General features: G+C 70.0%; 21 protein-coding genes. 8 read left to right on the forward strand and 13 right to left on the reverse strand.

Annotated features, from left to right (window positions below; all coding sequences use genetic code 11):
- Window positions 1–2: 2 nt before the first annotated feature.
- Window positions 3–962 (reverse strand): ABC transporter substrate-binding protein, encoded by a 960-nt coding sequence (locus K1T34_RS35545; RefSeq protein ID WP_220239098.1) that lies wholly within the window; start codon window positions 960–962, stop codon window positions 3–5.
- Window positions 963–1,196: 234 nt separating this feature from the next.
- Here K1T34_RS35545 and K1T34_RS35550 point away from each other — a divergent pair, with 234 nt between their 5' ends.
- Genes K1T34_RS35550 through K1T34_RS35560 form a run of 3 tightly spaced genes read left to right on the forward strand, consistent with a single transcriptional unit; the run spans window position 1,197 to window position 3,542 of the window.
- Window positions 1,197–2,024, forward strand: coding sequence for an ABC transporter ATP-binding protein (locus tag K1T34_RS35550; protein ID WP_255637787.1), 828 nt, complete (start codon window positions 1,197–1,199; stop codon window positions 2,022–2,024).
- Entirely contained in the window at window positions 2,021–2,788 is a 768-nt protein-coding gene (locus K1T34_RS35555; protein WP_220239100.1) for an ABC transporter permease, read from the forward strand. Before K1T34_RS35550 ends, K1T34_RS35555 begins: the two co-directional genes overlap by 4 nt.
- Window positions 2,778–3,542, forward strand: a complete 765-nt coding sequence (locus tag K1T34_RS35560; RefSeq protein ID WP_220239101.1) for an ABC transporter permease — start codon at window positions 2,778–2,780, stop codon at window positions 3,540–3,542. The genes K1T34_RS35555 and K1T34_RS35560 overlap by 11 nt, the downstream gene beginning before the upstream one ends.
- 77 nt (window positions 3,543–3,619) lie before the next feature.
- Here the strand turns inward: K1T34_RS35560 and K1T34_RS35565 are convergent, their stop codons facing one another.
- Together K1T34_RS35565 and K1T34_RS35570 are read right to left on the reverse strand one after the other, a co-directional pair.
- A complete protein-coding gene (locus K1T34_RS35565) occupies window positions 3,620–4,171 on the reverse strand; it encodes a MarR family winged helix-turn-helix transcriptional regulator (RefSeq protein ID WP_220239102.1) in 552 nt (183 codons plus the stop codon).
- 64 nt (window positions 4,172–4,235) lie between these two features.
- A complete protein-coding gene (locus K1T34_RS35570; protein WP_220239103.1) occupies window positions 4,236–4,772 on the reverse strand; it encodes a MarR family winged helix-turn-helix transcriptional regulator in 537 nt (178 codons plus the stop codon).
- Window positions 4,773–4,893: 121 nt separating this feature from the next.
- Between K1T34_RS35570 and K1T34_RS35575 the strand changes: the two genes are divergently transcribed.
- Window positions 4,894–5,457 carry a flavin reductase family protein gene (locus K1T34_RS35575; RefSeq protein WP_220239104.1) on the forward strand — a complete coding sequence of 188 codons (564 nt, stop codon included), beginning with the start codon at window positions 4,894–4,896 and terminating at the stop codon, window positions 5,455–5,457.
- Window positions 5,454–6,932 carry a 4-hydroxyphenylacetate 3-hydroxylase family protein gene (locus K1T34_RS35580; RefSeq protein ID WP_220239105.1) on the forward strand — a complete coding sequence of 493 codons (1,479 nt, stop codon included), beginning with the start codon at window positions 5,454–5,456 and terminating at the stop codon, window positions 6,930–6,932. The genes K1T34_RS35575 and K1T34_RS35580 overlap by 4 nt, the downstream gene beginning before the upstream one ends.
- Window positions 6,933–7,110: 178 nt before the next feature.
- Here the strand turns inward: K1T34_RS35580 and K1T34_RS35585 are convergent, their stop codons facing one another.
- The 5 genes from K1T34_RS35585 to K1T34_RS35605 are packed head-to-tail and all read right to left on the reverse strand — an operon-like array spanning window position 7,111 to window position 11,254.
- Window positions 7,111–7,458, reverse strand: coding sequence for a cupin domain-containing protein (locus K1T34_RS35585; RefSeq protein WP_220239106.1), 348 nt, complete (start codon window positions 7,456–7,458; stop codon window positions 7,111–7,113).
- A gap of 28 nt (window positions 7,459–7,486) precedes the next feature.
- On the reverse strand, window positions 7,487–8,125 hold the full coding sequence (locus K1T34_RS35590; protein ID WP_220239107.1) for a DUF2848 family protein: 639 nt from the start codon (window positions 8,123–8,125) through the stop codon (window positions 7,487–7,489).
- Complete coding sequence (locus tag K1T34_RS35595) at window positions 8,122–8,931, reverse strand: carbon-nitrogen family hydrolase (protein WP_220239108.1); 810 nt, start codon at window positions 8,929–8,931, stop codon at window positions 8,122–8,124. Before K1T34_RS35595 ends, K1T34_RS35590 begins: the two co-directional genes overlap by 4 nt.
- Window positions 8,928–9,863: an ABC transporter substrate-binding protein gene (locus tag K1T34_RS35600; RefSeq protein WP_220239109.1), complete on the reverse strand. Its 936-nt coding sequence runs from the start codon at window positions 9,861–9,863 to the stop codon at window positions 8,928–8,930. The genes K1T34_RS35595 and K1T34_RS35600 overlap by 4 nt, the downstream gene beginning before the upstream one ends.
- 32 nt (window positions 9,864–9,895) lie before the next feature.
- Entirely contained in the window at window positions 9,896–11,254 is a 1,359-nt protein-coding gene (locus K1T34_RS35605; protein ID WP_220239110.1) for an MFS transporter, read from the reverse strand.
- A gap of 355 nt (window positions 11,255–11,609) precedes the next feature.
- Here K1T34_RS35605 and K1T34_RS35610 point away from each other — a divergent pair, with 355 nt between their 5' ends.
- Window positions 11,610–13,151, forward strand: coding sequence for a UbiD family decarboxylase (locus tag K1T34_RS35610; RefSeq protein WP_220239111.1), 1,542 nt, complete (start codon window positions 11,610–11,612; stop codon window positions 13,149–13,151).
- 39 nt (window positions 13,152–13,190) lie between these two features.
- Here K1T34_RS35610 and K1T34_RS35615 read toward each other — a convergent pair whose 3' ends face one another.
- Window positions 13,191–13,484, reverse strand: coding sequence for a putative quinol monooxygenase (locus tag K1T34_RS35615; RefSeq protein WP_220239112.1), 294 nt, complete (start codon window positions 13,482–13,484; stop codon window positions 13,191–13,193).
- Window positions 13,485–13,850: 366 nt separating this feature from the next.
- On the opposite strand from K1T34_RS35615, the gene K1T34_RS35620 reads away from it, so the two are divergent.
- Window positions 13,851–17,138, forward strand: a complete 3,288-nt coding sequence (locus K1T34_RS35620; RefSeq protein ID WP_220247578.1) for an error-prone DNA polymerase — start codon at window positions 13,851–13,853, stop codon at window positions 17,136–17,138.
- A gap of 14 nt (window positions 17,139–17,152) precedes the next feature.
- Here the strand turns inward: K1T34_RS35620 and K1T34_RS35625 are convergent, their stop codons facing one another.
- Window positions 17,153–18,067, reverse strand: a complete 915-nt coding sequence (locus K1T34_RS35625) for a M20/M25/M40 family metallo-hydrolase (RefSeq protein ID WP_255637789.1) — start codon at window positions 18,065–18,067, stop codon at window positions 17,153–17,155.
- Window positions 18,068–18,325: 258 nt separating this feature from the next.
- Window positions 18,326–18,991 (reverse strand): nitroreductase, encoded by a 666-nt coding sequence (locus tag K1T34_RS35630; protein WP_220239113.1) that lies wholly within the window; start codon window positions 18,989–18,991, stop codon window positions 18,326–18,328.
- 127 nt (window positions 18,992–19,118) lie between these two features.
- Between K1T34_RS35630 and K1T34_RS35635 the strand changes: the two genes are divergently transcribed.
- Window positions 19,119–19,421: a hypothetical protein gene (locus tag K1T34_RS35635; RefSeq protein WP_220239114.1), complete on the forward strand. Its 303-nt coding sequence runs from the start codon at window positions 19,119–19,121 to the stop codon at window positions 19,419–19,421.
- A gap of 6 nt (window positions 19,422–19,427) precedes the next feature.
- On the opposite strand, the gene K1T34_RS35640 is transcribed toward K1T34_RS35635, so the two are convergent.
- Window positions 19,428–20,819: an MmgE/PrpD family protein gene (locus K1T34_RS35640; RefSeq protein ID WP_220239115.1), complete on the reverse strand. Its 1,392-nt coding sequence runs from the start codon at window positions 20,817–20,819 to the stop codon at window positions 19,428–19,430.
- A gap of 52 nt (window positions 20,820–20,871) precedes the next feature.
- Window positions 20,872–21,603 (reverse strand): FadR/GntR family transcriptional regulator, encoded by a 732-nt coding sequence (locus tag K1T34_RS35645; RefSeq protein WP_220239116.1) that lies wholly within the window; start codon window positions 21,601–21,603, stop codon window positions 20,872–20,874.
- Between the last annotated feature and the right edge of the window lie 61 nt (window positions 21,604–21,664).

Raw genomic sequence — 21,664 nt, forward strand, 5'->3', positions numbered from 1 at the left:
CGTCACTTCGAACCGGTGTAGACGAGCTTGCTGTAGTCGACCGTGCCGCCGAAGCCGCCGAACTGCTTCATCGCGTCACCCCAGATCTTCAGGTCGTCCTGCGAGACCTCGGTGGTGAACTCGCCCAGCGGCGACTTCTTGGCCTGCTCGGGCGTGACCTTGGTGTACGCGGCCAGGGCGGTGTACGCCTTGTCGTTGTTGGCCTTGATCCACTGCGCCGCGTCCTGCAGCGCCGCCTTGAACCCGTCGGCGAGCTGGGGGTTCGCCGCGGTCCAGTCCTTCGACGCGATCCAGTACGTGCCGCCGAGGTAGTTCGCGCTCAGCGCCCGTTCCGGGTCGCCGAGACTGCGCATCCCGGCCTGCTTGCCGACGGTGATGAAGGGGTTGATCACCTCGACGGCGTCGACCTGGCCGGCCTTCAGCTCGTCGATCATGTTCGGCGTCGGCACCTGCACGAACTGCTCGGCCGCGGGGTCCACGCCGTTCTTCGACAGCCACGCCTTCGTGGAGATGTTGATGTTGCCGGTGAGCGTCGGCGAGCCGATGCGCTTGCCCTTCAGCTGTTTCACGTCGGTGATGTCCGGGCGCACGAAGATCTGCACGCTCTGGTCCTGCGGCGAGTCGCCGTTGTTGCCCGACACGGCCACGAGCGGCACCCCCGAGGAGGACGCGCGCAGCATGATCGGCGCGACGCTGAACCCGAGGTCGTACTGCTTGCCCAACAGCGACGGCACCAGCGTGATGTCGTTGAGGGTCGTCGTCTTGACGTCCTTGATGCCGTGCTTGGTGAAGAAACCCTGTTGCTGGGCGACGACAACCGCGAGCGAGTCGTTGGTGTTGTTCAGTGCCACGCGGATCGTGCCGTCGCTCGACGCGGAGTCACCGGAGCTGCTGCAGCCGGACACGGCCAGCGCGCCTGCGAGCAGTGCGGTGACCAGCGTGGTGATGCGGGTGCCCCTCATGACGCCTCCGTGGGAGTGGGGGGGATGGGGATCGGGGAGATGTTCACTATCCGAAGTAGTTGAGCAGAGACAGTAACTCAAGTTAGCTAATCTCTCAACGGTCCAGCTCAGGACGTTGGTAACGGCCTTGTTAAGCCTGGATCGCAGACCAAAAAGCACTACTCAAGTCATTGACGTGTGGAAGGTTAGGCGCCCATCATGGCCAACGCCAGCCCTGAAGGAGGTCCCGATCCCGTGACCGTAGAAGCCACCGCGCCGGCCACCGAGACGGCGGATGCGTTTTCCTGTTCGAAGCTCTTCGTCGAGTACCGCACGCGCAACAAGGTGCTGCGGGTGCTCGAGGATGTCGGTTTTTCCTGTGCCCAAGGGGAGTTCCTCAGCATTCTCGGGCCGTCCGGCACCGGGAAGACGACCCTGCTGCGGATCCTCGCCGGGCTCCTCGTCCCGGGCGAGGGCTCGTCCGTGCGGTTCCGCGGGAAGGAGATCACCGGTCCGCCCGCCGGCGTCGGCATCGTGTTCCAGAACTACGCCGCGTCGCTGCTGCAATGGCGCACGGTGGAGCGCAACGTCGCGCTGGGCCTGGAAGGCCGCACGAGCAAGGCCGAACGCGACGAACGCGTCCGCGAGGCGCTCGAGCTGGTCGGCCTCGCCGACCGCGGCAAGGACTACCCGTGGCAGCTCTCGGGCGGCATGCAGCAGCGCGTGCAGATCGCGCGCTCGCTCGTGATGCGCCCCGAGGTGCTGCTGATGGACGAGCCCTTCGGCGCGCTCGACGCGATGACCAAGGCGCAGCTGCAAGACGAGCTGCTCAAGGTCGCCGAGGTCACCGGCGCGACGGTCGTGTTCGTGACCCACGACATCGACGAGGCCGTGTATCTGTCCGACCGCGTGCTCGTGCTCGCGGGCCGTCCGGCCACGGTCGGGCGCGAGCTGCGCATCGACCTGCCGCGCCCGCGCGACCAGGTGGCCACGAAGGAGCTCCCGGCCTACCTCGCCGCTCGGCACCGCGTGTACGAGGCGCTCAAAGCCGAGTCCGAGGCGCACGATGCGGGGGCCGAATGAGGCGCCTGATCGGGTTCGCGGTGCCGGTGGCCGTGATCCTGCTGTGGCAGCTGGTGAAGTCGGCCGGGCTGCTGCCGTACGACAACGTCCCGGCACCGTCGGACATCTGGTCGTCCACAGTGGATCTCGCGTCGTCCGGTGAGCTGATGACGAACACCGGGCACACGCTCGCCGCCTGCCTCGGCGGCTGGGCGCTGGGCTCCGCGCTGGGTCTGTTGCTGGGGTTGCTGCTCGGGCTCGTCCGTCCCGCGTGGACCTACGGCATGGCCTCGGTGGAGGTGCTGCGCGCGCTGCCCGCGATCTCGTTCGTGCCGATCGTGGTGATCCTGCTGGCGCAGACCGTGGAGATGGAGATCGTGATCGCCGCGTGGGTCGCGATCTGGCCCGTGGCGATCAGCACGATCGACGGCGTGCGCGGCGTGAACCCGGTGCACCAGGACCTCGCGCGCACCCTCGGTCTCTCGCCGGTGGCGAAGGTCGTGAAGTTCGCGCTGCCCACGGCGTTGCCGAAGATCATCGTGGCTCTGCGGCTGAGCCTTTCGGCCGCGCTGGTGCTGGCCATCGTCGCCGAGATCGTCGGCGACCCCGAGGGCATCGGCTACGCGCTGGTGCAATCGCAGCAGTCGCTGCGCCCGGCGGCGATGTTCTCCTACATCCTGCTCACCGGCGTGCTCGGCATCGTGCTCAACTTCATTCTCGTGTGGACACTCCGGTTCGTGCCGGGTGCCCGTCAAGCCGCCGGGGGAGCCGACGATGCCGCGTAAAACCCGCAAGTCCGGGGTCGCGCCCCTGCGGGGCCTGTTGCCGCTGGCGCTGCTGCTCGTGCTGTGGCAGGTGATCGGCGACAGCGCGAGCACGTTCTTCCCGCCTCCGGCGAAGTGGTTCAGCCAGACGTGGGAGCTCACGTCCGGCGGCGCGCTGGTCGACGGACTGCTCGCCACGCTCGAGACGTTCGTGATCTCGTTGCTGGCCGCGACCGTGCTCGGCGCGGTGCTGGGCCTGCTGATCGGCCATGTCCCGCTGGCGGAACGGCTGCTCGGCCCGATTCTCGAGTACTTCCGGTTCCTGCCGGGGGTCGCGCTCGTGCCGCTCGCCGTGCTGCTCGTGGGCTACACCGAGTCGATGAAGCTCTACGTGGTGGTCTTCGGTGCCCTGTGGCCCGTGCTGCTGCAGGTGCGCCAGTCGGCGAAGGCGGCCGACGTGATCCTCTCCGACGTGGCCTCGACGCTGCGGCTCGGGAAGTTCGCGGCGTTCCGCAAGATCCACCTGCCCGCGATCGTGCCGGGACTGCTGCTGGGCGTGAAGATCGCGGCGCCGCTCACGTTGGTGCTGGTGCTCGTGGTCGAGATCAGCACACAGGTGTCCGGGCTGGGCAAGCTCATGGAGACCGCGCAGCAGAACTTCCAGTCGGCCCAGGTCTACGGGCTCGTGGTCGTGGTCGGGCTGGTGGCGCTCGTGATCAACATGCTCGTGTCGGGGATCGAGGGGTTCCTGCTGCGGTACCGCCCGCAGAACTGAACAAGACCAAGGGGCTCCGGTCCGGTGTGGACGCACCCGGGCCGGGGCCCCTTTCCACGTTCGGGCCTTCGGCGATCTCAGTGGTGGTGCGCGTGCGCGTGGTGCCCGGCGGCGGTGAGCAGCAGCGCCAGCCGGGGGTCGGAGTCCAGTCCCAGGTAGAACGAGAACGTGGCCAGCGCGCCGAACTTGCCCTCGTCGGTGAGCTGGCGCTGGAAGTGGTTCACGTGGTGGTGCACGGCGTTGTCGATGGTGCGCAGCACCTCGATGCCGGCCTCCGACGCGTGCACGGCGATGACCCGGCGGTCGTCGGGGATGCGGGCGCGGTGCACGAGCCCCTTCTCCTCGAGCTGGCGGATCAGGCGCGACGCGAGCGCGGGCGCGATGTCGAGGCGGTCGGCGACCTTGTTCACCGGCAGCGGGTCCTCGGCGCCGAAGATCTGCAGCAGCGCCTGGTGCTGAAGCGGCTGCAGCCCACCCGCGATGGCCTGCTCGTCGAGCAGCCGCAGGATCTTCCGCAGCACGAACCGCGCGTGGGCGATCGCCTTGACGTGGTTGGCGAAGTCGAGGTCGCTCGACGCGACCGCGCCCTTGCCCCACAGGGCGAGTAGCTCCGCGGTCCCGTCCTCCACCGTGTTCGCCCCCCTCAAAGACATCATCAAGTCAATGACCTGAGGACACTATATCAGGAAGAGGTCAGGAATCGACGGCCGCGCGGATGGCTTCGGCGATCGCCGACTGCGGGTCGAGGCCCACGTAGAACGCGAAGATCGACAGCGCCGACAGGCGTTCGTCCTCGTTCAACTGGTGCTGCAGGAACGCGACGCTGTGGTGCACCTCGTTGTCGATCTCCGCGAGCTTCTCCGCGCCCGCGGTGGTCGCCACGACGTTGGTCGCGCGGCGGTCGCTCTCCGACGCCTCGCGCGTGACCAGGCCCAGCTCTTCGAGCCGGCGCACCATGCGGGAGGCGAACGCGGCGGCCACGTCGAGCCTGGCCGCCAGTGTGCTCACGGTGATGCCGAGGGCCTCGTTGGACCCGTACACCTGCAGGAGTGCCTGGTGCAACAGGGGTTCCAGGCCGTGGGTCTTCGCCTGCTCGTCGACGATCCGCAGCACGCGGCGCGTGACGTAGCGGGCGTCGGCGATGTTCTTCACGTACGCCTGGAACTCGCGGCTGCGCTTGGCGTCGCCGATGTCGGCCCACTTGGTGTAGGCGCGCATTGCGTCGTTCATGGGGTGGAGTTTCCTCTCGGACGAGCGCGGCGGCGAGCGAACCCGGCGATCATACGTCGCACCGATTTAGTTGACTAAAGTAAGGTATTCTTGTTAGCCTTCTGGCCCAGGAGGTCCCCCCATGGCTCTGCATCCCGCGGACAGTGATCCGAGCGGATTCAAGGCAGCTCTCGGCTCGTTCGCCGCGAGCGTCAACGTCATCACCCTCTCGGACGCGACCGGTCGCCCGCTCGGCATGACCGCCACCGCGTTCTCGTCGGTGTCGGTCGATCCGCTCATGATCCTCGTCTGTGTCAACCGTTCCACCCGCACCTACGAGCGCATCGCCGAAACCCGCCGGTTCGGCGTGAACATCCTCGGCTCGCCGGCGCGCGAGATCTCGGACCACTGCGCCCGCCCGGGCGCCGACAAGGCCCTGCCCGAGGAATGGCTCACCCGCCGCGAGGGCTGGCACAGCCCTGCCCTCTCCGGCGCTCTCGCGTTCCTGGACTGCGAAATCGACCAGGACGTGCACGCGGGCACGCACGCCGTGCTCATCGCCACCGTCGGCGGCATCGGGCTCAGCTCGGCGCTGCCGCACCACGAACCGCTCCTGCACTTCCGCGGCCGCTACCGGCAGTTGCAGGCAGGAGTCCACCACCCGCGGCCCCGGCCGCTACCGATCGCACTGGAGGAAACGGCGTGACGCGTTCCGGCAAGGACTACGTCGAAGGACTGCGCGACAACCGGCGGGTGTTCGTCGACGGCGAATACGTCTCCGACGTCGCCGCGCACCCCGCGTTCAAGGGGGCCGTCGAGTCCATCGCGCGCGTGTACGACGTCGCGCACGACCCGGCCAACGCCGCGGAGATGACGTTCCCGTCCCCGACCACCGGCGCCCCGGTGAACCTGTCGTACCTCATCCCGCGCGGCGAGGACGACCTGCGCCGCCGCCGTGTCGCGCTGCGCAAGACGGCCGAGGCGACCTTCGGCCTCATGGGCCGCGGGCCCGAGCACGTCGCGGGCTTCCTGGCCGGCTGGGCGGGCCGCTCCGACGTCTTCGCGGCGGGCGAGCAGCGCTTCGCCGACAACGTCACGAAGTTCTACGAGTACGTGCGCGACAACGACTTGTACTGCTCGTACGCGATCGTGCCGCCGCAGATCGACCGCAGCAAGCCGGCGCACCAGCAGGCCGACCCGCACCTCTACGCGGGCGTCAAGGAGGAGCGCGAGGACGGCATCGTCATCGCCGGCGCGCAGATGCTCGGCACGGGCGCGGCGATCTCCGACTACCTCATCCTCAGCTGCATCGTGCCGCTGCAGCCGGGTGACGAGGACCAGGCGATCTCCGTCGCCGTCCCGATCGGCGCCGAGGGCCTGAAGATCTACTCGCGGCGCAGCTACGCCGAAGCCGCCACGAGCGTGTACGACTACCCGCTCGCCACGCGCTTCGACGAGACCGACTCGCTGATCGTCTTCGACGACGTCTTCGTGCCGTGGGACAAGGTGTTCGTGTTCCGCGACCGCCAGATCACGAGCGACCAGTGGAGCCGCACGCCGGCGCACCTGCTGGGCAACAACCAGGCCCAGATCCGCTTCTCCGTGAAGCTGGACCTGCTGGCGGGCCTGGCGTTGCGAGTGGCGCGCATGAACGGCTCGGACAAGTTCCCGCCGGTGCGCGGCGTGCTCGGCGAACTGGCCGCCCACGCGGCCATGGTGTCCGGCCTCGTCTACGCGCAGGAGCAGAACTGCGAGCTCGACGAGAAGGGCGTGGCCTGGCCCGGGCGCGAGGAGTGCTACGCGACCATGACGCTGCAGTCGGACTTCTACCCGAAGCTGCTGCACCTGGTGCGTGACCTCGTCGGCGGTGGCGTGATCCAGCTGCCGTCCTCGGCCGCCGACTTCGAGAACCCCGAGGCGCGCGCCGACTTCGAGCGGTACGTGCAGTCGCCGGGGCACCCGACCGTCGAGCGTGTGAAGCTGCTCAAGCTCGTGTGGGACCTCGTCGGCTCGGAGTTCGCGAGCCGCCACCAGCAGTACGAGATGTTCTACGCGGGCGCGCCCTTCCTCGTGAAGTCGCGCATGAGCCAGATCTACGACTTCTCCCGCGCGGAGGCCCTCGTGGACGGCGCGCTGGCCGGCTACGACCTCAGTGGCCGCACGGAGACCGTGCAGGCCTGAGCGAAGCACACAGACAGCGGGTCGCCCGGCGGGATGCCGGGCGACCCGTTTCCATGCCCGCGCAACGATGATGCTCGCTGGACAGCGAAGACGTGGACGCCGAAGACGTGGACCGCGAAGACGAGAAAGGGCGCCCGGCCGGGACCGGGCGCCCTTTCTCATGTCCGCTGTGGACGGTTCAGCTCGCGCGGTAGCGCACCTCGAACGTCAGGCAGCCTTCCTCGCTCGTCCACGGGCCGTGCTCCATGCCCGGCGGGCGGCAGGCGTAGTCGCCGGCCGAGAAGGTCTTGCCGAGGCGCGTGTCGTGGAACGAGCCTTCGAGGATGTAGACCTCTTCCCAGAAGTCGTGCACCTGCACGCCGTTCGGCGTGGTGTCCGTGCCGGGCTCGAAACGCAGGATGCGCGTCGCGACGCCACTGTCGCCGTCGGCGGCGAGGATACGTTCGGTCAGCTGCGGCACGACGCCCGCGCAGGGCGTGAACTCCACCGTCTTGGCGGGGAAGAACTCGTGTTCCGGTTTGGCCATGGGGTTTTCTCTCTCCAGGTACGAGGGGTCAGGACACCGAGTAGGCGTGGGTGAGCTCGGGGCCGCCGGGCAGGGCCAGCGACAGCGTCCAGGCCTTCCCGGGCACGAACTTGCCGTCGAGCAGCGTCAGGGTGCCGCAGAACATCACCAGGTCTCGCTCGGCCGAGCCGCCGAGCAGGTCCAGCACGTCGGTGGGGATGCGCAGTGCGCTGAGCGGGCCGTGCTGGTAACGCACGCCGTCCACAGTGGATTCGGCGACGATCGCGTCCCAGTCGGGGTTGTCGACCGGGATCACGGTGGTGCCCAGCGGCTTGGGGCAGGCCGCCTTCGAGTCCTTGACGCTGGAGGTCTCGATGTCGCGGTCGGTGTGGTCGGAGCCCACCGTGAGGTAGAGCTTGCCGCCCGCGCGCACGAGCACCGGCTCGACCTCGCCGGAGGTGTTGGTGCCGTCGACGGAGATGGCCGCGGCCTGCGTCGCCAGCGCCGCGTCGAGCTCGTAGAACGCCGGGACGGAGTCGGGCGGCGGCACGCCGATGGCGGCGAGCTCGTCGATGTGGTGCTTCACGGCGGCCTCGTCGCGGCCGGTGTAGCCCGCGACCACGAGGTCGAAGTCGGCGACCGCGACGGTTTCGCCCGTCCCGGCCACGGTGAAGGTGAGTGCGGTCATGCGTGCGCTCCTCGGATGGTCAGTTCGCGATAGCTGGGAAGCCGGTCGTCGAGCACGGGGAACTGCTCGCGCGTGGCGGGGACGACGCCGGGATCGACGTCGCACCAGGTGATCCCCTCTTCGGTGCCGGCTTCGGCGAGCACGGTGCCCCACGGGTCGACGACGCGGCTGTGCCCGCCGAGCTCGACCCCGCCCTGGGTGCCGGTGGCGTTGCACGCCACCACGAGCACCTGGTCCTCCACGGCTCGCGCCGTGGTGAACAGGCGCCAGTGCGCGAGCCGCGCCGCGGGCCAGGCGGCCGGCACGATCACGATCTCCGCACCGGCGTCGACGAGGCAGCGCCACAGCTCGGGGAAGCGCAGGTCGTAACACGTGGTGCCGGCGACCGCGCCGAACGGCGTGGCCACCGCGGACACGTGGTCACCGGGCTTGAGCAGCTGTGCTTCCTTCGACTCGTAGCCGAACACGTGCACCTTGCTGTAGCTGTGCACGAGCTCGCCGGCCGGGTCGAACAGCACGGCGGTGTTGCGCAGGGCGCCGTCGGGCAGGCGCTCGACGAAACTGCCGCCGTGCAGGTACGAGCCGGTTTCGCGGGCGAGCTCACCGAGCCGCGCCAACGACGGTCCGTCGGCCGGTTCGGCGTCGCGGGCATAGTCGTCGAAGGCGAAGTACCCGGTGGCCCACAGCTCGGGCAGCACGATCAGATCGGCCGAGGCCGCCGAGCGGACGAGCCCGGCCACCCGGTCGAACCGGGCGGCGACGGGCTCGTCCTCAGGGCTGCCGATCTGGACGAGAGCGATCTTCACGAGGCCGGCCACAGGTCGCGAGCGCCCGCGGCGACGATGTCGTCGTAGGACAGCTCGCGGTCGGTGAGCCCGGTCGCGCGGGCGAACCCGGCGAGCCCGGCCACGGCCTCGGCGGAGATCGCCGGGTCGTAGAACGGCCCGTCCCGCTCGATCAGGCCGGCGATGAGGCCGGCCTCCATCTCCGGGAACAGCGCGGTGCCCACCTTCGTGGCCAGCGAGGGGTCCCGGACCAGCTCGCGCTGGGCCCGCAGCACGCCGCGGGTGACGGCCGCCGCCTCCTCGGGGCGGTCGGCGGCCGTGCGGTCCGTGGTCATCAGGGCGGGGAAGGTGTACAGCGAGTGGGCGGAGCCGTCGCGGCGGGCGTCCACCACGACCTTGCCGACACCGCGCTGCACGGCGACCTCGGTGCCCATCCCGTTGGCCCAGAAGGCGTCGATCTTGCCTTCGGACAGGGCCTTGGCGGCGGTGACGCCGAACGAGACGTCACCGGCCACCCCCGCGACGGGGGCGATGGTCACGTTCGCACCCTTCAGGTCCACGCCCTCGGCGTCGAGCAGGCGGTGCAGGCCGAGATCCGGGCCGGGCGCGGCACCGATGCGGACGTCGTGGAGCTTGGCGAGCGTCTCGCGGGTGATGTCGAGATCGGGCCGCACCACGAGGAACCAGTACATGTTCTGCGCGAGCGCGGCCAGCAGCTTCTGCCCGCCCCAGGTGGGGTCGGCGTAGAGCGGGGCGTGGGCGCACCCGGCGAGGTAGTCGATCCGCCCCTCGCGAAGGGCGATTGCTGCGTCGGTGACGGGGAACAGGAGTTCCAGCTCCACGTCGAGACCCTCGTCGCGAAGGTATCCGAGCTCCACGGCCGCGATGGCGGGGAAGTAGGAGTTCGAGACGAGATCGGGCACGGCAAGGCGCATGGTTGCCTTCCTGATCAAGAAATTAACGGTACTCAAGTAATGTACTTAGCTTAGTATTTTGGGTCAAGCTGGCGCGCCACGGGAGCCGGTTCCGGCTTTTTGACGGCCCGTAGTACCACCACGGTGATCGAGCACAGCACCGCCGGCACCGCGAAGACCAGGAAGTACACCGGGAAGGGCAGCGAAGCGGCGAGCAGGTAACCGCCGATGAGCGGGCCCAGGAGCCCGCCGAGGCGGCCGATGCCCAGCGCCCAGCCCAGACCCGTCGCGCGGGCTTCCGGACCGTAGGTGCCCATCACGAGCGTGTGCACCACGTTCTGGCCGCCGATGATGAACGCGCCGGCCAGTGCGTTGAGCAGGTAGAGCGCGACCACGGAGCTCGCGAAGCCGAACAGCACCAGGCACACCCCGCCGGCCGCGAACGCGATGGCGAGTGCCACGTACTGGTTCATGCGGTCGAGCATCCAGCCGAGGATGAACCCGCCGATCGTGGCCGCGGCGGCCTGCTCGATCGCGTAGGAGTAGCTGCTGACCAGCGACAGGCCGTGCTTCACCAGCAGCGACACCATCCAGAAGTCGAGCGCGTAGACCACGAACTGCAGGAACAGATACAGGAGCGAGATCGTGAGCGTGGAGTTGCGGTAGCGCGGCGTCCACAGCGTGCGCAGCTGGATCTTGCCGTTCTCGGTGCGCGGGCCCGTGAAGAACGTGGCCGGGTCGGCGGCCTGCGCGGTGGGCCAGATCGCCGGGTAGACCTTCTTGACGGTGGCGAGGGCTTCCTCGTACCGGCTGCGCGTGGCGAGGAACTGCGGCGTCTCGGGCACGAACCACGCGATCAGGGCGGCGACGACCAGGGCCGCGTAGGAGATGTGGAACAGCGGGCGCCAGCCGAAGCTCGGCACCAGCAGCGTCGCGGCCACGGCCGCGACCACGAAGCCGAACGTGAAGCAGCCGGCTGACGCGGCGATCATCCGGCCGCGCTTGCGCACGGGCACGTATTCGCCGAGCATCGCGATCGTCGCGGGCAGCACGCCGCCCATGCCGATGGCGGCGCAGAACCGCAGTATCGCGAACTGCGTGTAGTCGCCGGCGAACCCGGCCGTGCCCATGAAAACCGCGAATACGGACACGCCCAGCACGAGCATGCGCTTGCGGCCGAAGCGGTCGCCGAGCGCGCCGAGACCGACGGCGCCGATGAACAGGCCGACGAACGTGATCGACGCGAGCAACCCCGCCTGGACGGGGGAGATGTGCCACTCGGCGACGATCTTGGGCAGCCCGTAGGCCAGGGCCTGCAGGTCGTAGCCGTCGAAGATCACCGCGGCGCCGCCGATGGCGGCGATCGCGAGGACCTTGGGGGACAATGGGGTCTCGGTGAGGCAGTGGTCGAACGTGGCAGCGGGTCGCATCCGCGCTCCTCGGCCCGGGCGGCACCCAGCACCACGACACTCGTCGACGAGTGCGGGCGGGGGACGGGTGCCGCGGGTTGATGGGGGGATTTATTTAACTTTAGTACCTGACTTGACAGCCATAAATGATGCGGGAGACGATAGGTCGCGCCCGGTGCCGTGTCAACGCCGGACCGCGAGGGCGGTCAGGATGATGTGGACTCGGACCGGGCCGGAGACCCTTGCTGGCAAGGAGAATCGTGATCGTGCCGTGTCCGGGCCCGTGCGGTTTCGTGGTGCGGCACGCGTTTGTTAACGGCCTCTGTAACAAGGAGTCCGTGAGTTCTTCCCGTCGACGAAAGAGGAACCGACAGCCGTGAACGACTACCCCTACGGTGACCTCCGGGAGTACCTGGCCGAGCTGGACCGCCGCGGGCTGCTGGTGCGCGTGAGCCGGCCCGTCGACAAGGACACCGAGCTGGTTCCGTTGGTGCGCCTGCAGTTCCGCGGGCTGCCGGAGGCCGAGCGCAAGGCGTTCCTCTTCGAGAACGTGACCGACGGGTCCGGCCGGCGCTACGACGGCACCGTGGTGATGGGGGCGTTCGCGTCCTCGCGCGCGGTGTACACCACGGCGCTGGCCGCGAAGCCCGACGAGGTGGCCGCGCGCTGGGCCGCGGCGCTCGCGAACCCCGTGGAGCCGGTGGTAGTCGAGACCGGACCGTGCAAGGAGAACGTCCTCTCGGGACAGTCCCTGCTGGACGCCGGCGGCGTCGACGGGTTCCCGCACCCGATTTCGACGCCCGGCTTCGACCCGGCGCCGTTCCTCACCGCGCCGTACTGGGTCACCAAGGACCCGGAGGACGGCACGTACAACGTCGGCATCTACCGCGGCATGGTGAAGGGCCCGGACCGCATCGGGCTGCAGATGGACACGCCCACGCAGCACATCGCGATCCACCTCGCCAAGGCACGGCGCCTCGGCAAGAAGCTCGAGGCCGCGATCGTGCTCGGCGCGGTGCCCGCGGTCGGGTTCGCCGGGGCGCAGAAGATCCCGTTCGGCGTCAGCGAGTACGCCGTGGCCGGCGGCCTGATGGGCCGCCCGCTCGAGGTGGTGCGCTGCGAGACCGTGGACCTCGAGGTGCCCGCGCACGCGGAGATCGTGCTCGAAGGCGAGATCGACCCGGAGCACCTGGAGCCGGAGGGTCCCTTCGGTGAGGCGAGCGGCTACATGGGCCCGCAGACGACGTCGCCGGTGTTCCGCGTCCGCTGCATCACCCACCGCACGGCGCCGGTGGTGCAGGCGTTCATCAGCGAGTTCCCGCCCAGCGAGTCGACGTTGATGCGCAAGATCGCCTTCGAGAACGTGTACCTGCGGTTCCTCAAGCAGGCGTGCAACATCAACGCGGTGCAGCGCTTCGTCACGCACGAGAGCGGCACGTGCAACATGTTCTTCGTGATCCAGCTGAAGAACCCGACGCCCGGCCAGGCGCGCCAAGCGCTGTACGCCGCGTCCGGGTACGAGGCGTCGATGGGCAAGACGATCGTCGCCGTGGACGACGACGTCGACCCCGAGGACCTCAGCGCCGTGGTGTGGGCGATGAGCTTCCGCATGCAGCCCGCGCGCGACGTCACGATCCTGCCGGGCAAGCTGCCGCGCCTCGACCCGTCGGCCGCCGAGGACGGCAGCCTGTCCTCGGCGCTGCTCATCGACGCCACGCGCAAGCGCCCGTACCCGCCGACCTCGTTGCCGGCCAAGGAGTTCATGGACCGGGCGCAGGACCTGTGGCAGGAGCTCGGCCTGCCGGAGCTGTCGCTGGCCGAACCGTGGCACGGTTACGAGCTCGGCGAATGGTCCGACGCCGACCGGCACCGGGCAGCCGAAGCGGTGCAGGGGCGTTACGCCTCGACCGAGGAGTGACGCTGTGTCCACAGTGGGCCTTCGCGGTCCACTGTGGACTTACTCGGCGACGTCGAAGAGCTCCACGGCCCGGTCGTCCAGCAGAGGCACGATGCCGTCGAGGACGAGCCGCTTGAAGTGCTCCGTCTCGCGGTGCTCGGCGAACGCCTCCCGCGAGACGTAGCGCTCCAGCAGCACCACCGACCGCGGGTCGTCGAACGAGCGGTAGACGTCGAACGCCAGGTTGCCCGGCTCGGTCCGCGCCGCCTTCGCCAGCTGCGGCACCAGCGCGGCGACCTCGTCTTCCTTGCCGGCGGACACGGTGTAGCGGGCGATCACCTGGAGCTGGGGCATGCTCGGTCTCCTCGCGGTCTGGTGTAGTGCTGGCTTCAGTTCCGGAGCGGACTGTAGTCGAGGTGCGGGCTGCGCGGCCCGGTTCTGTGGTCTGCCTCGCGTCCTCGATATTGGAGCCGCCTACAAATTTCGAGCCGAGGTGCGGCTCCGATCGTGGACGGGAAATCCGGCACCACGAACCTGGCGTCGCACCCGGGGGACCGGTCCCCCTCGAGCGTCGAGGTATGGTGCTAATCGAACACCTGTTCCCATCCCGGGTTCGGGTCCGGACACGCTGTCTCCCCGCGGCGGTTTCACGCGAGTGAGGGCAGTGCGGTGGACCAGCAGGACCAGCAACACCGGCGAGGCGGCTTCAACAACCCCCTCATGCGGTGGTCGGAGCTGGAGCGGATCGCGGCGGGGCGGGCGCCCGTGCGGGGCGACGGCGGGGACTCGCCGGCGTGGTCGCGCAAGCGGGAGGGGTACCGGGCGCCCGAGCGGTTGCGGCCGTGGGCGGACGTGGAGGCGGACGGACGGCGGGTGCCGTACGCGGAGCTGCACCTCCATTCGTACTTCTCTTTCCTCGACGGCGTCGCGTCGCCGGAGGCGCTCGTCGAGGAGGCGGTGCGGCTGGGGCTCGACGCGCTGGTGCTCACCGACCACGACGGGATGTACGGCGCCGTCCGGTTCGCCGAGGCCGCGCGCGAGATCGGGGTGCGCACGGGCTACGGCGCGGAGCTGTCGCTGGGCCTGCCGGCGCCGCAGGGCGGGGTGGCCGACCCCGTCGGCACCCACCTGCAGGTGATCGCGCGCGACCTCAAGGGGTACGGGCGCCTGTGCTCAGTCATCTCGCGCGGGCAGCTGGCGGGGGAGAAGGGCCGTCCGGTACTCGCGCTCGACGACGTCGCCGACGAGCTGCGCGGCCACGTCCTCGTGCTCAGCGGCTGCCGCAAGGGTGCGGTCCGCAGCGCGCTCGCGCGGGGCGACGACGCGGGGGCGGCCGCGGCGCTGCGGACGCTGGCCGAGCGGTTCGGCCGGGAGAACGTGGCCGTCGAGCTGCTGGAGGAAGGCTTGCCGCTCGACGCCGTGCACAACGATCGCCTCGCCGAGCTGGCGCGGGAGCTGCGGCTGCCGACGGTGGCGTCGAACAACGTCCACTACGCGCGGCCCGAGCAGGCCCGCCACGCCGCGGCCGTCGCGGCGATCCGGGCGCGGCGGTCCGTCGACGAGCTGGAGGGCTGGCTACCTCCCGACGGCACGGCGTTCCTGCGCAGCGGCGCGGAACAGGCCGGCCGCTTCGCGCGGTACCCGGGCGCGGTGCAGCGGGCCGCGCTGCTGGGGGTGGAATGCGCGTTCGACCTCGCTTTGGTGGCTCCGAAACTGCCACCGTTCGCCGTGCCCGAGGGGTTCGCCGACGAGGACGACTACCTGCGCCACCTGACGTTCGAGGGCGCCGCCGTGCGCTACGGCGGCCGCGCGGACAACCCCAAGGCCTACGCCCAGCTCGACCACGAGCTCGCGGTGATCCGGCAGCTCGGGTTCCCCGGCTACTTCCTCGTGGTGTGGGACATTGTCAGATTCTGTCGGGAAACGAACATCCTCGCGCAGGGCCGGGGTTCGGCCGCGAACTCCGCGGTGTGCTTCGCGTTGCAGATCAGCCACGCCGACCCCGTGAAGTGGGGGTTGTTGTTCGAACGTTTTCTCGCCCCGGAACGCGACGGCCCGCCGGACATCGACGTCGACATCGAGTCCGACCGGCGCGAGGAGGTGATCCAGTACGTCTACGCCAAACATGGTCGTTTTCACGCGGCGCAGGTTGCGAATGTCATCACTTATCGTTCGCGTTCCGCCATCCGCGACGCCGCCAAGGCGCTCGGGTACTCCACCGGCCAGCAGGACGCGTTCGGCAAGCGGGTGGACCGCTGGTCGTCCGTCGCCAGTGGCTCGACGCCGGGGGAGCAGGGCCACGAGATCCCCGACGACGTGCTGGAGTGCGCCACCTGGCTGGAGGACACGCCACGGCACCTGGGTGTGCACTCGGGTGGCATGGTGATCGCGAAGACGCCGGTGTCGGAGATCGTGCCGGTGGAGTGGGCGACGGCGGCCGACCGCAGCGTGCTGCAGTGGGACAAGGACGACTGCGCCGCGATCGGGCTCACGAAGTTCGACCTGCTGGGCCTCGGCATGCTGTCCGCGCTGCACTACATGATCGACCTCGTCGCCGAGCACCACGACGTCCACATCGGACTGCACGACCTCGACCTCGCAGACCCGGCCGTGTACGACATGCTGTGCGAGGCCGACGCGGTCGGGGTGTTCCAGGTGGAGTCCCGCGCGCAGCTCGGCACGCTGCCCCGCCTGCGGCCACGGAAGTTCTACGACCTCGTGGTGGAGGTCGCGCTCATCAGGCCGGGGCCGATCCAGGGCGGTTCGGTGCACCCCTACATCCGGCGCCGGCGAGGCGAGGAGGAGTGGTCGCACGCGCATCCGTTGCTGGCGCCGGCTTTGGAGCGAACCCTCGGCGTGCCCCTGTTCCAGGAACAGGTGATGCAGATGGCGCGCGACGTCGCGTCGTTCACCGCGGCCGAGGCCGACCAGCTGCGCCGGGCCATGGGGGCCAAGCGCTCCAGTGAGAAGATGCGGCGGCTGGCGGGTCGCTTTTTCGAGGGCGCCGCGGCCAACGGCCTGCCGGCCGACCTCGCCGCCCGGATCTTCGAGCAGATCCACGCCTTCTCCGGCTACGGTTTCCCCGAGGCGCACTCGATGTCGTTCGCGCTGCTCGTGTACGCGTCGGCGTGGTTCAAGCGCTACTACCCGGCCGCCTTCTGCGCCGGCCTGCTGCGCGCGCAGCCCATGGGTTTCTACAGCCCGCAGTCGCTCGTCGCCGACGCGCGCCACCACGGCGTCGTCACGCGCTCGCCGGACCTCAACCTCTCCCTGCCGCACGCGACGCTGGAGTCCTGTTCGGACAGTACTGGCGGCGTCGCGATCCGGCTGGGGCTCGCCGGCATCCGCTCGGTGGGCCAGGACGTGGCCGACCGCGTCGTCGCCGAGCGCGACGCCGCCGGCCCGTTCGCGTCCATCGGCGACCTGACCGAACGCGTCCAGCTCGCCCGCCCGGTCGTCGAATCCCTCGCCACGGCAGGCGTTTTCGGCGACCGCCGCTCGGCGTTGTGGGCCGCCGGCCCCGCCTCTGCCACGCGGTCCGACCACCTGCCCGGCCTGTCGCTCGGCCACCACGCGCCCCCGCTACCCGGCATGACGGCGTTCGAACTGGCCACCGCCGATCTGTGGGCCACGGGCATCACGCCGGACCGCCACCCCGTCTCGTTCCTGCGCACCCACCTCGACACCCTGGGCGCCCTCCCGGCCGCGTCGCTCCTGTCGGTCCCCGACGGCACCCGCATCCGCGTCGGCGGCGCCGTCACCCACAAACAACGCCCCGCCACCGCGGGGGGCATCACGTTCCTCAACCTGGAGGACGAAACGGGCATGATCAACGTCATCGTTTCCGTCGGCGTGTGGCGCCGCAACCGCCGCCTGCTGCAGAACCACTCGGTGATCCTGGTGCGCGGCATTGCCCAGGTGGGCCAGGGCACGGTCTCGGTGGTGGCGGACCATCTGGCGGCCCTGGACCTGAAGTCCCTGGCCTTGAAGTCCAGGGACTTCAGGTGAGGCTTCGGTTCGCCTCACCTGAGTATTGGCGCGTCCGTGGTCGCGAAGTGGGCGACCGTCCCGGCGAGAGCGGAGAGGTAGTGGCTCAGGACCACGCGGTTGACGTTGTCGAGACGGTCGCAGGCCTGGTGGTAGCACGGGTCGTACCGTTCGTCGGCCGCCCCGCCCCAGGCCTGGGCCTGCGCCGTGGACTTTTCCTTGTGGTCGCCGTTTTCCGCGCCACCGGAAGGAATGGCGGCGTCGATGAACGCCGATTCGTCGTCGCCGACGAACTTGATGATCTCCGGTCGCACCCCCGTCTTCGCCAGCTGGCCGGCGAGGACGGCGGCGACGGTGGCCGAGCCGGGCGGGCCGGTGGCGGACTCGTCGTCGCCCACCCCGCCCTGGGCGAAGTAGCCGCCGTTGGGCGAGGCCACCATGTCCACGTTCAGGTAGAGCATGATCTTGTCGCGATCGTCGGCGGAAAGGCCGCGCACGTAGGCTTTCGAGCCTTGGGAACCATCCTCTTCGGAGCCGAAGAACGTGAACCGGACCGCGTTGCGCAGCTGCGCGGAGGGCCCCAGGCGGCTCGCGATCTCCAGCAGGGTCGCGACGCCGGAGCCGTTGTCGACGATGCCCGGGCCGTCGTTCACCGAGTCCAGGTGCGCCCCGATCACCACCACGTGGTCCGGGTCGCCGGTGCGGGTCTGCGTGACGACGTTGCGCACCGTGGCCCCCTCGCGACCGCGCCTCCCGGGCGCCTCGTAGGTCGGCGTGCTCACGTCGTAGCCGGAGGCGCGGAGGGTGGCGGCGACGTAGTCGACGCTCGCGTCGTAACCGGGCCCCGGCGAAGCCCGATTGCCCCCGTTCTCGTCGGCGATCTTCTGCAGCGCCGCGAGGTGGACGACGGCTCCGGCGTCGGTGACCGAGCTCTTCAGCTGCTGAGCCACCGGGCCGTCCACCGCCGAGACATCCGGTTCCGGCGGCGCCTGGGCGGGGGACGAACAGCCCGCGGCCACGACACCCGCGATCAGTGCGAGGGTAAGTCTTCTACGGAGCCGGGCTCGTTTCAGTGACCGAATCACCGTCGCTCCTCGTCCGGCTCTCAATCCGAGCCAGTCTTGTGGACGTGTCTCTTCCGAGCGCCATCGTCGCGAACCCGCGCGGCTGCGGCACCACACGGCGAAGGTGAGATTGTTGCCGCCGCCTCACCCTTCGACGAACGTCACCGTCTCCTCGAGCGGCGCCCGGCCCGTGCGGCCGAGGTCGACGGACGTGTCTTCGCGGCCGATGGACATCCCGCAGAACAGGATGAGGTCCTCCGGCGGCGAGACGATCTCGGCCACGGTCCTGGGGAACTTCGCCCACGCCATCTGCGGGCAGCTGTGCAGGCCTTCGGCGCGCAGCAGCAGCATGACGGTCTGCAGGTACATCCCGGCGTCGGACCACTGGGGCCGGCCCAGGGTGGGGTCGAGGTAGCAGAACAGGGCGGCCGGGGCGCCGAAGCAGTCCCAGTTCGCCGCGGCGGCGCGCTGGCTCGCCTCGACGTCCTCGCGGGAGATGCCGAGCGCGCCGTAGCGCTGCTTGCCGAACGCGGCGCGACGCTCGGCATACGGCGACTTCAGCGTGGCCGGGTACTGCTCGTACTGGGCCTCGTCCCACGGGTCCCCGGCCGCGATCCGCTCGCCGGCGCGCTTCTTCAGCTCCGCCAGCGGCGCCCCCGTCACCACATACACGCGCCACGGCTGCAGGTTCGACCCGGACGGCGCCGCCGCGGCCGCCGCCAGCACCCGCCGAAGCACCTCCGGTGCCACCGGCTCGTCCGTGAACCCGCGCACGGCCCGCCGGCTCGTGACTGCCTCGTAGACGTCCATGACCCTGCCTCCCCGTCCCAGATTGGTATCTAGTGAGATAGTATCAGTCAACACTATCTGGGAGGCGGTCTCTGACCGTGCGCGGACGCTTACGCGATCACCGCGATGTGCCGGTCATACTGTGCTCGTGAGCGACTATTCGTGGCCGGAGCACGGCGACCGCCTGGCGGAGCGGGCGCGCCTCACGTGGGATGTCGCTGTCGTGCGACTGCCCGTCGGTGCCCGGATCACCGGCTCGGTCATCGCGCGTCAGCCCTTCGGCGTGTTTTTCGCGGTCGACGAGGTGCCGGGCGCCCTCGGGCTGGCCGAAGTCACCGCTCTTCCCGGCGGTGGTGAGCTTCCGCTTCTTTCTGCCCGCGTCACTGGCGAAGTGCTCGGGCACCGGCACGAAAACCACCAGATTTACGCCCGAGTCACCCGCGTGGACTGACCGCCCTCACGCCACCCGAGAGCAAGCCTCCCCGAACTCCAGCGCCGTGGTCGTGTCGTCGGTGCCCAGGGCCAAAACGGCGGAGCGAACCCGCGCGGCAGTGGCCTCGTCGACGACCAGGGCCATGTTCGCCGCGTACTTGGCCGAGATGTCCTCGACGGACAGTGGCCGCTCGGCATGACCGCGGTTCACGTGCTCGCGCCGGAACAACCGGCGGCCGTCCCGCAGTGTTACCTCCACCGCGGCCGAATAGGCCTCCGGAAACCGCGATTCCGGGTCGTCCGCGAAGTCCACCCGGTCGGCGACCGCGTGGATGGCGGGGTCGGCGAGTGAGTCCTCCGTGAACTCCGCCAAGGTGAGGCGGCCGCGGGTCAGGCAGGCGCCCGCGATGTACGGCACGCTGAACTTCGCGTCGTACAGGTCGCGAGGGCGGCGTTTGCGTTCCGCGGGCTCGAAGACGGCCGCCGCGGCGGTGGGGTGGATGAGGCAGCGGATGTGCTCGACGTCGTCGGCCGTGAAACCCTCGTCCGCGCGCAGGGTCAGCAACGCGTCGGCGAAGCCGTGGCTGAAGTGGCAGCTCGGGTACGGCTTCACACCCGTCGTGAGCAGTTCCCAGCGGGAGCCGAGGTCAGCGGTCAGCGCGTCGGGGTCCCAGGCTCGACTACCCAGGTGCGTGGCATAGAGCCCGTACCGGCCCTCGTAAACCCGGCCCGGCCCCGGCCAGCCCGCGCGGGCGAACGCCGCCGCCGTCAGACCCGAAGCCGCGGCCCAGCCCGGGTGCAGGCGTTTCGTCCACGCGCCGTCTTCCAGGAACTCCAGGATCCCCGACGCCATCGAGCCCACGATTTCCTGCGCGCCCGCGATCCCGGCGGCGTCGAGGCCACCGAGCTTCGCCGCGGCCACCGCGGAGCCGAACGCGCCGGCGACGCCGGTCGGGTGGAAGCCCGCGTCGTGAAACCCGCCGTGCGCCGCCAGCCCCACGCGGGCGCTCACCTCGATCGCCAGCACGTATGCCACCAGCAGCTCCCGCGTCGTCCGCCCGGCCGCGATCGCGGCGGCCAGCGAAGCGGGCAACGCCGACGCCGACACGTGCACGATCGAGCCGATGTGCGTGTCGTCGAAGTCGTGGCCGTGTACGAGGATCCCGCCCAGCATTGCGGCGTCGCGCGCCGGCAGGCGGTCGCCGACGGCGAGCACGGGCTGGTCACCGGAGCCGAGCAGTGTGAACGCCTCGCGGGCCCGGTGTGCGAACGGTTCGTCCGCGGCGCAGAACGCGAGCCCCACCGCGTCGAGCGCGAGGTGGCGCGCCTGCTCGACGACGGCGGTGGGCAGGTCTTCGAACCGGATGCCGGCGGCGAACTCCCCGAGCCGGCCGGCGAGCGTGGTGGTCGGGTGCATGCCCAGCAGTGTGCAGGGCCCGCCACGCCACCGCAAGGCATATGTCGGACGTTTAGTCTTCCATCTTTTCGTACAACGGCCGCAGGCTGTGCAAGTGCTCGCGCGTGAGCCGCTCGGCCGCGTCGGCGTCGCCGTCGGCCACGGCGCGGTGGATGTCGACGTGGTCGGCATCGACCTGGTCCCACACCTCACGCGGGACGCGGTCGCGGTGCAGCCGGCCACGCAGCACGTCGTTGATCGGGCGGCACATCAGGTGCAGCAGCGGGTTGCCGGTGATGGCGACCAGCGTCGTGTGGAAGTCCCAGTGCACGACGAACCCGCTCGACGGGGCCAGCGCCGACGTGCTCGCCGTCGCCCCCGCCAATGTCTCCAGTCCCGCGGCATCGGCCCGCGAAGCCGCCAGCCGCGCGGCCAGCGGCTCGAGGATCAGCCGCGCCTCGAGCAGGTTTTCCACGCTCATGCCCTGCGCGTTCACCAGCAGCCCCAGCGCACCGCCCAGGTTCTCGGCGACGCTCAGCGCGTCCGGGCTCGACACGAACGTCCCGCCGGTCGCGCCGCGGGTGGTGTCCACCAGGTGCTGGCTCGCGAGCAGTCGCAGCGCCTCGCGCACGGTGCTGCGGCTGACCCCGAACAGCCGGGCCAGCTCGGCCTCGTTGGGCAGCCGCGTGCCGGCGGTCAGCTCCCCGGTGAGGATCTGGTCCTTGAGCTGGTCGGCCACCTGGCGGTACGCGGCCTGAACCCGGCGCACCCGCAGGCCGGCCTGCGTGCCGGCGGTCTCGCTCATCGGTTCCCCCTCGGTTCGAAAAGCTTGGTCCCCGAAGCGTAGGACATCGGGAACGAGTGCG

The organism is Amycolatopsis sp. DSM 110486, from assembly GCF_019468465.1.
Classification (GTDB): Bacteria; Actinomycetota; Actinomycetes; order Mycobacteriales; family Pseudonocardiaceae; genus Amycolatopsis.

Excerpts from the sequence above, each read along its gene's own strand:
- K1T34_RS35545 (WP_220239098.1), bottom strand. The coding sequence starts at position 962 with ATGAGGGGCACCCGCATCACCACGCTGGTCACCGCACTGCTCGCAGGC.
- K1T34_RS35555 (WP_220239100.1), top strand. The coding sequence starts at position 2,021 with ATGAGGCGCCTGATCGGGTTCGCGGTGCCGGTGGCCGTGATCCTGCTG.
- K1T34_RS35560 (WP_220239101.1), top strand. The coding sequence starts at position 2,778 with ATGCCGCGTAAAACCCGCAAGTCCGGGGTCGCGCCCCTGCGGGGCCTG.
- K1T34_RS35570 (WP_220239103.1), bottom strand. The coding sequence starts at position 4,772 with ATGAACGACGCAATGCGCGCCTACACCAAGTGGGCCGACATCGGCGAC.
- K1T34_RS35575 (WP_220239104.1), top strand. The coding sequence starts at position 4,894 with ATGGCTCTGCATCCCGCGGACAGTGATCCGAGCGGATTCAAGGCAGCT.
- K1T34_RS35585 (WP_220239106.1), bottom strand. The coding sequence starts at position 7,458 with ATGGCCAAACCGGAACACGAGTTCTTCCCCGCCAAGACGGTGGAGTTC.
- K1T34_RS35590 (WP_220239107.1), bottom strand. The coding sequence starts at position 8,125 with ATGACCGCACTCACCTTCACCGTGGCCGGGACGGGCGAAACCGTCGCG.
- K1T34_RS35605 (WP_220239110.1), bottom strand. The coding sequence starts at position 11,254 with ATGCGACCCGCTGCCACGTTCGACCACTGCCTCACCGAGACCCCATTG.
- K1T34_RS35615 (WP_220239112.1), bottom strand. The coding sequence starts at position 13,484 with ATGCCCCAGCTCCAGGTGATCGCCCGCTACACCGTGTCCGCCGGCAAG.
- K1T34_RS35620 (WP_220247578.1), top strand. The coding sequence starts at position 13,851 with ATGCGGTGGTCGGAGCTGGAGCGGATCGCGGCGGGGCGGGCGCCCGTG.
- K1T34_RS35630 (WP_220239113.1), bottom strand. The coding sequence starts at position 18,991 with ATGGACGTCTACGAGGCAGTCACGAGCCGGCGGGCCGTGCGCGGGTTC.
- K1T34_RS35640 (WP_220239115.1), bottom strand. The coding sequence starts at position 20,819 with ATGCACCCGACCACCACGCTCGCCGGCCGGCTCGGGGAGTTCGCCGCC.
- K1T34_RS35645 (WP_220239116.1), bottom strand. The coding sequence starts at position 21,603 with ATGAGCGAGACCGCCGGCACGCAGGCCGGCCTGCGGGTGCGCCGGGTT.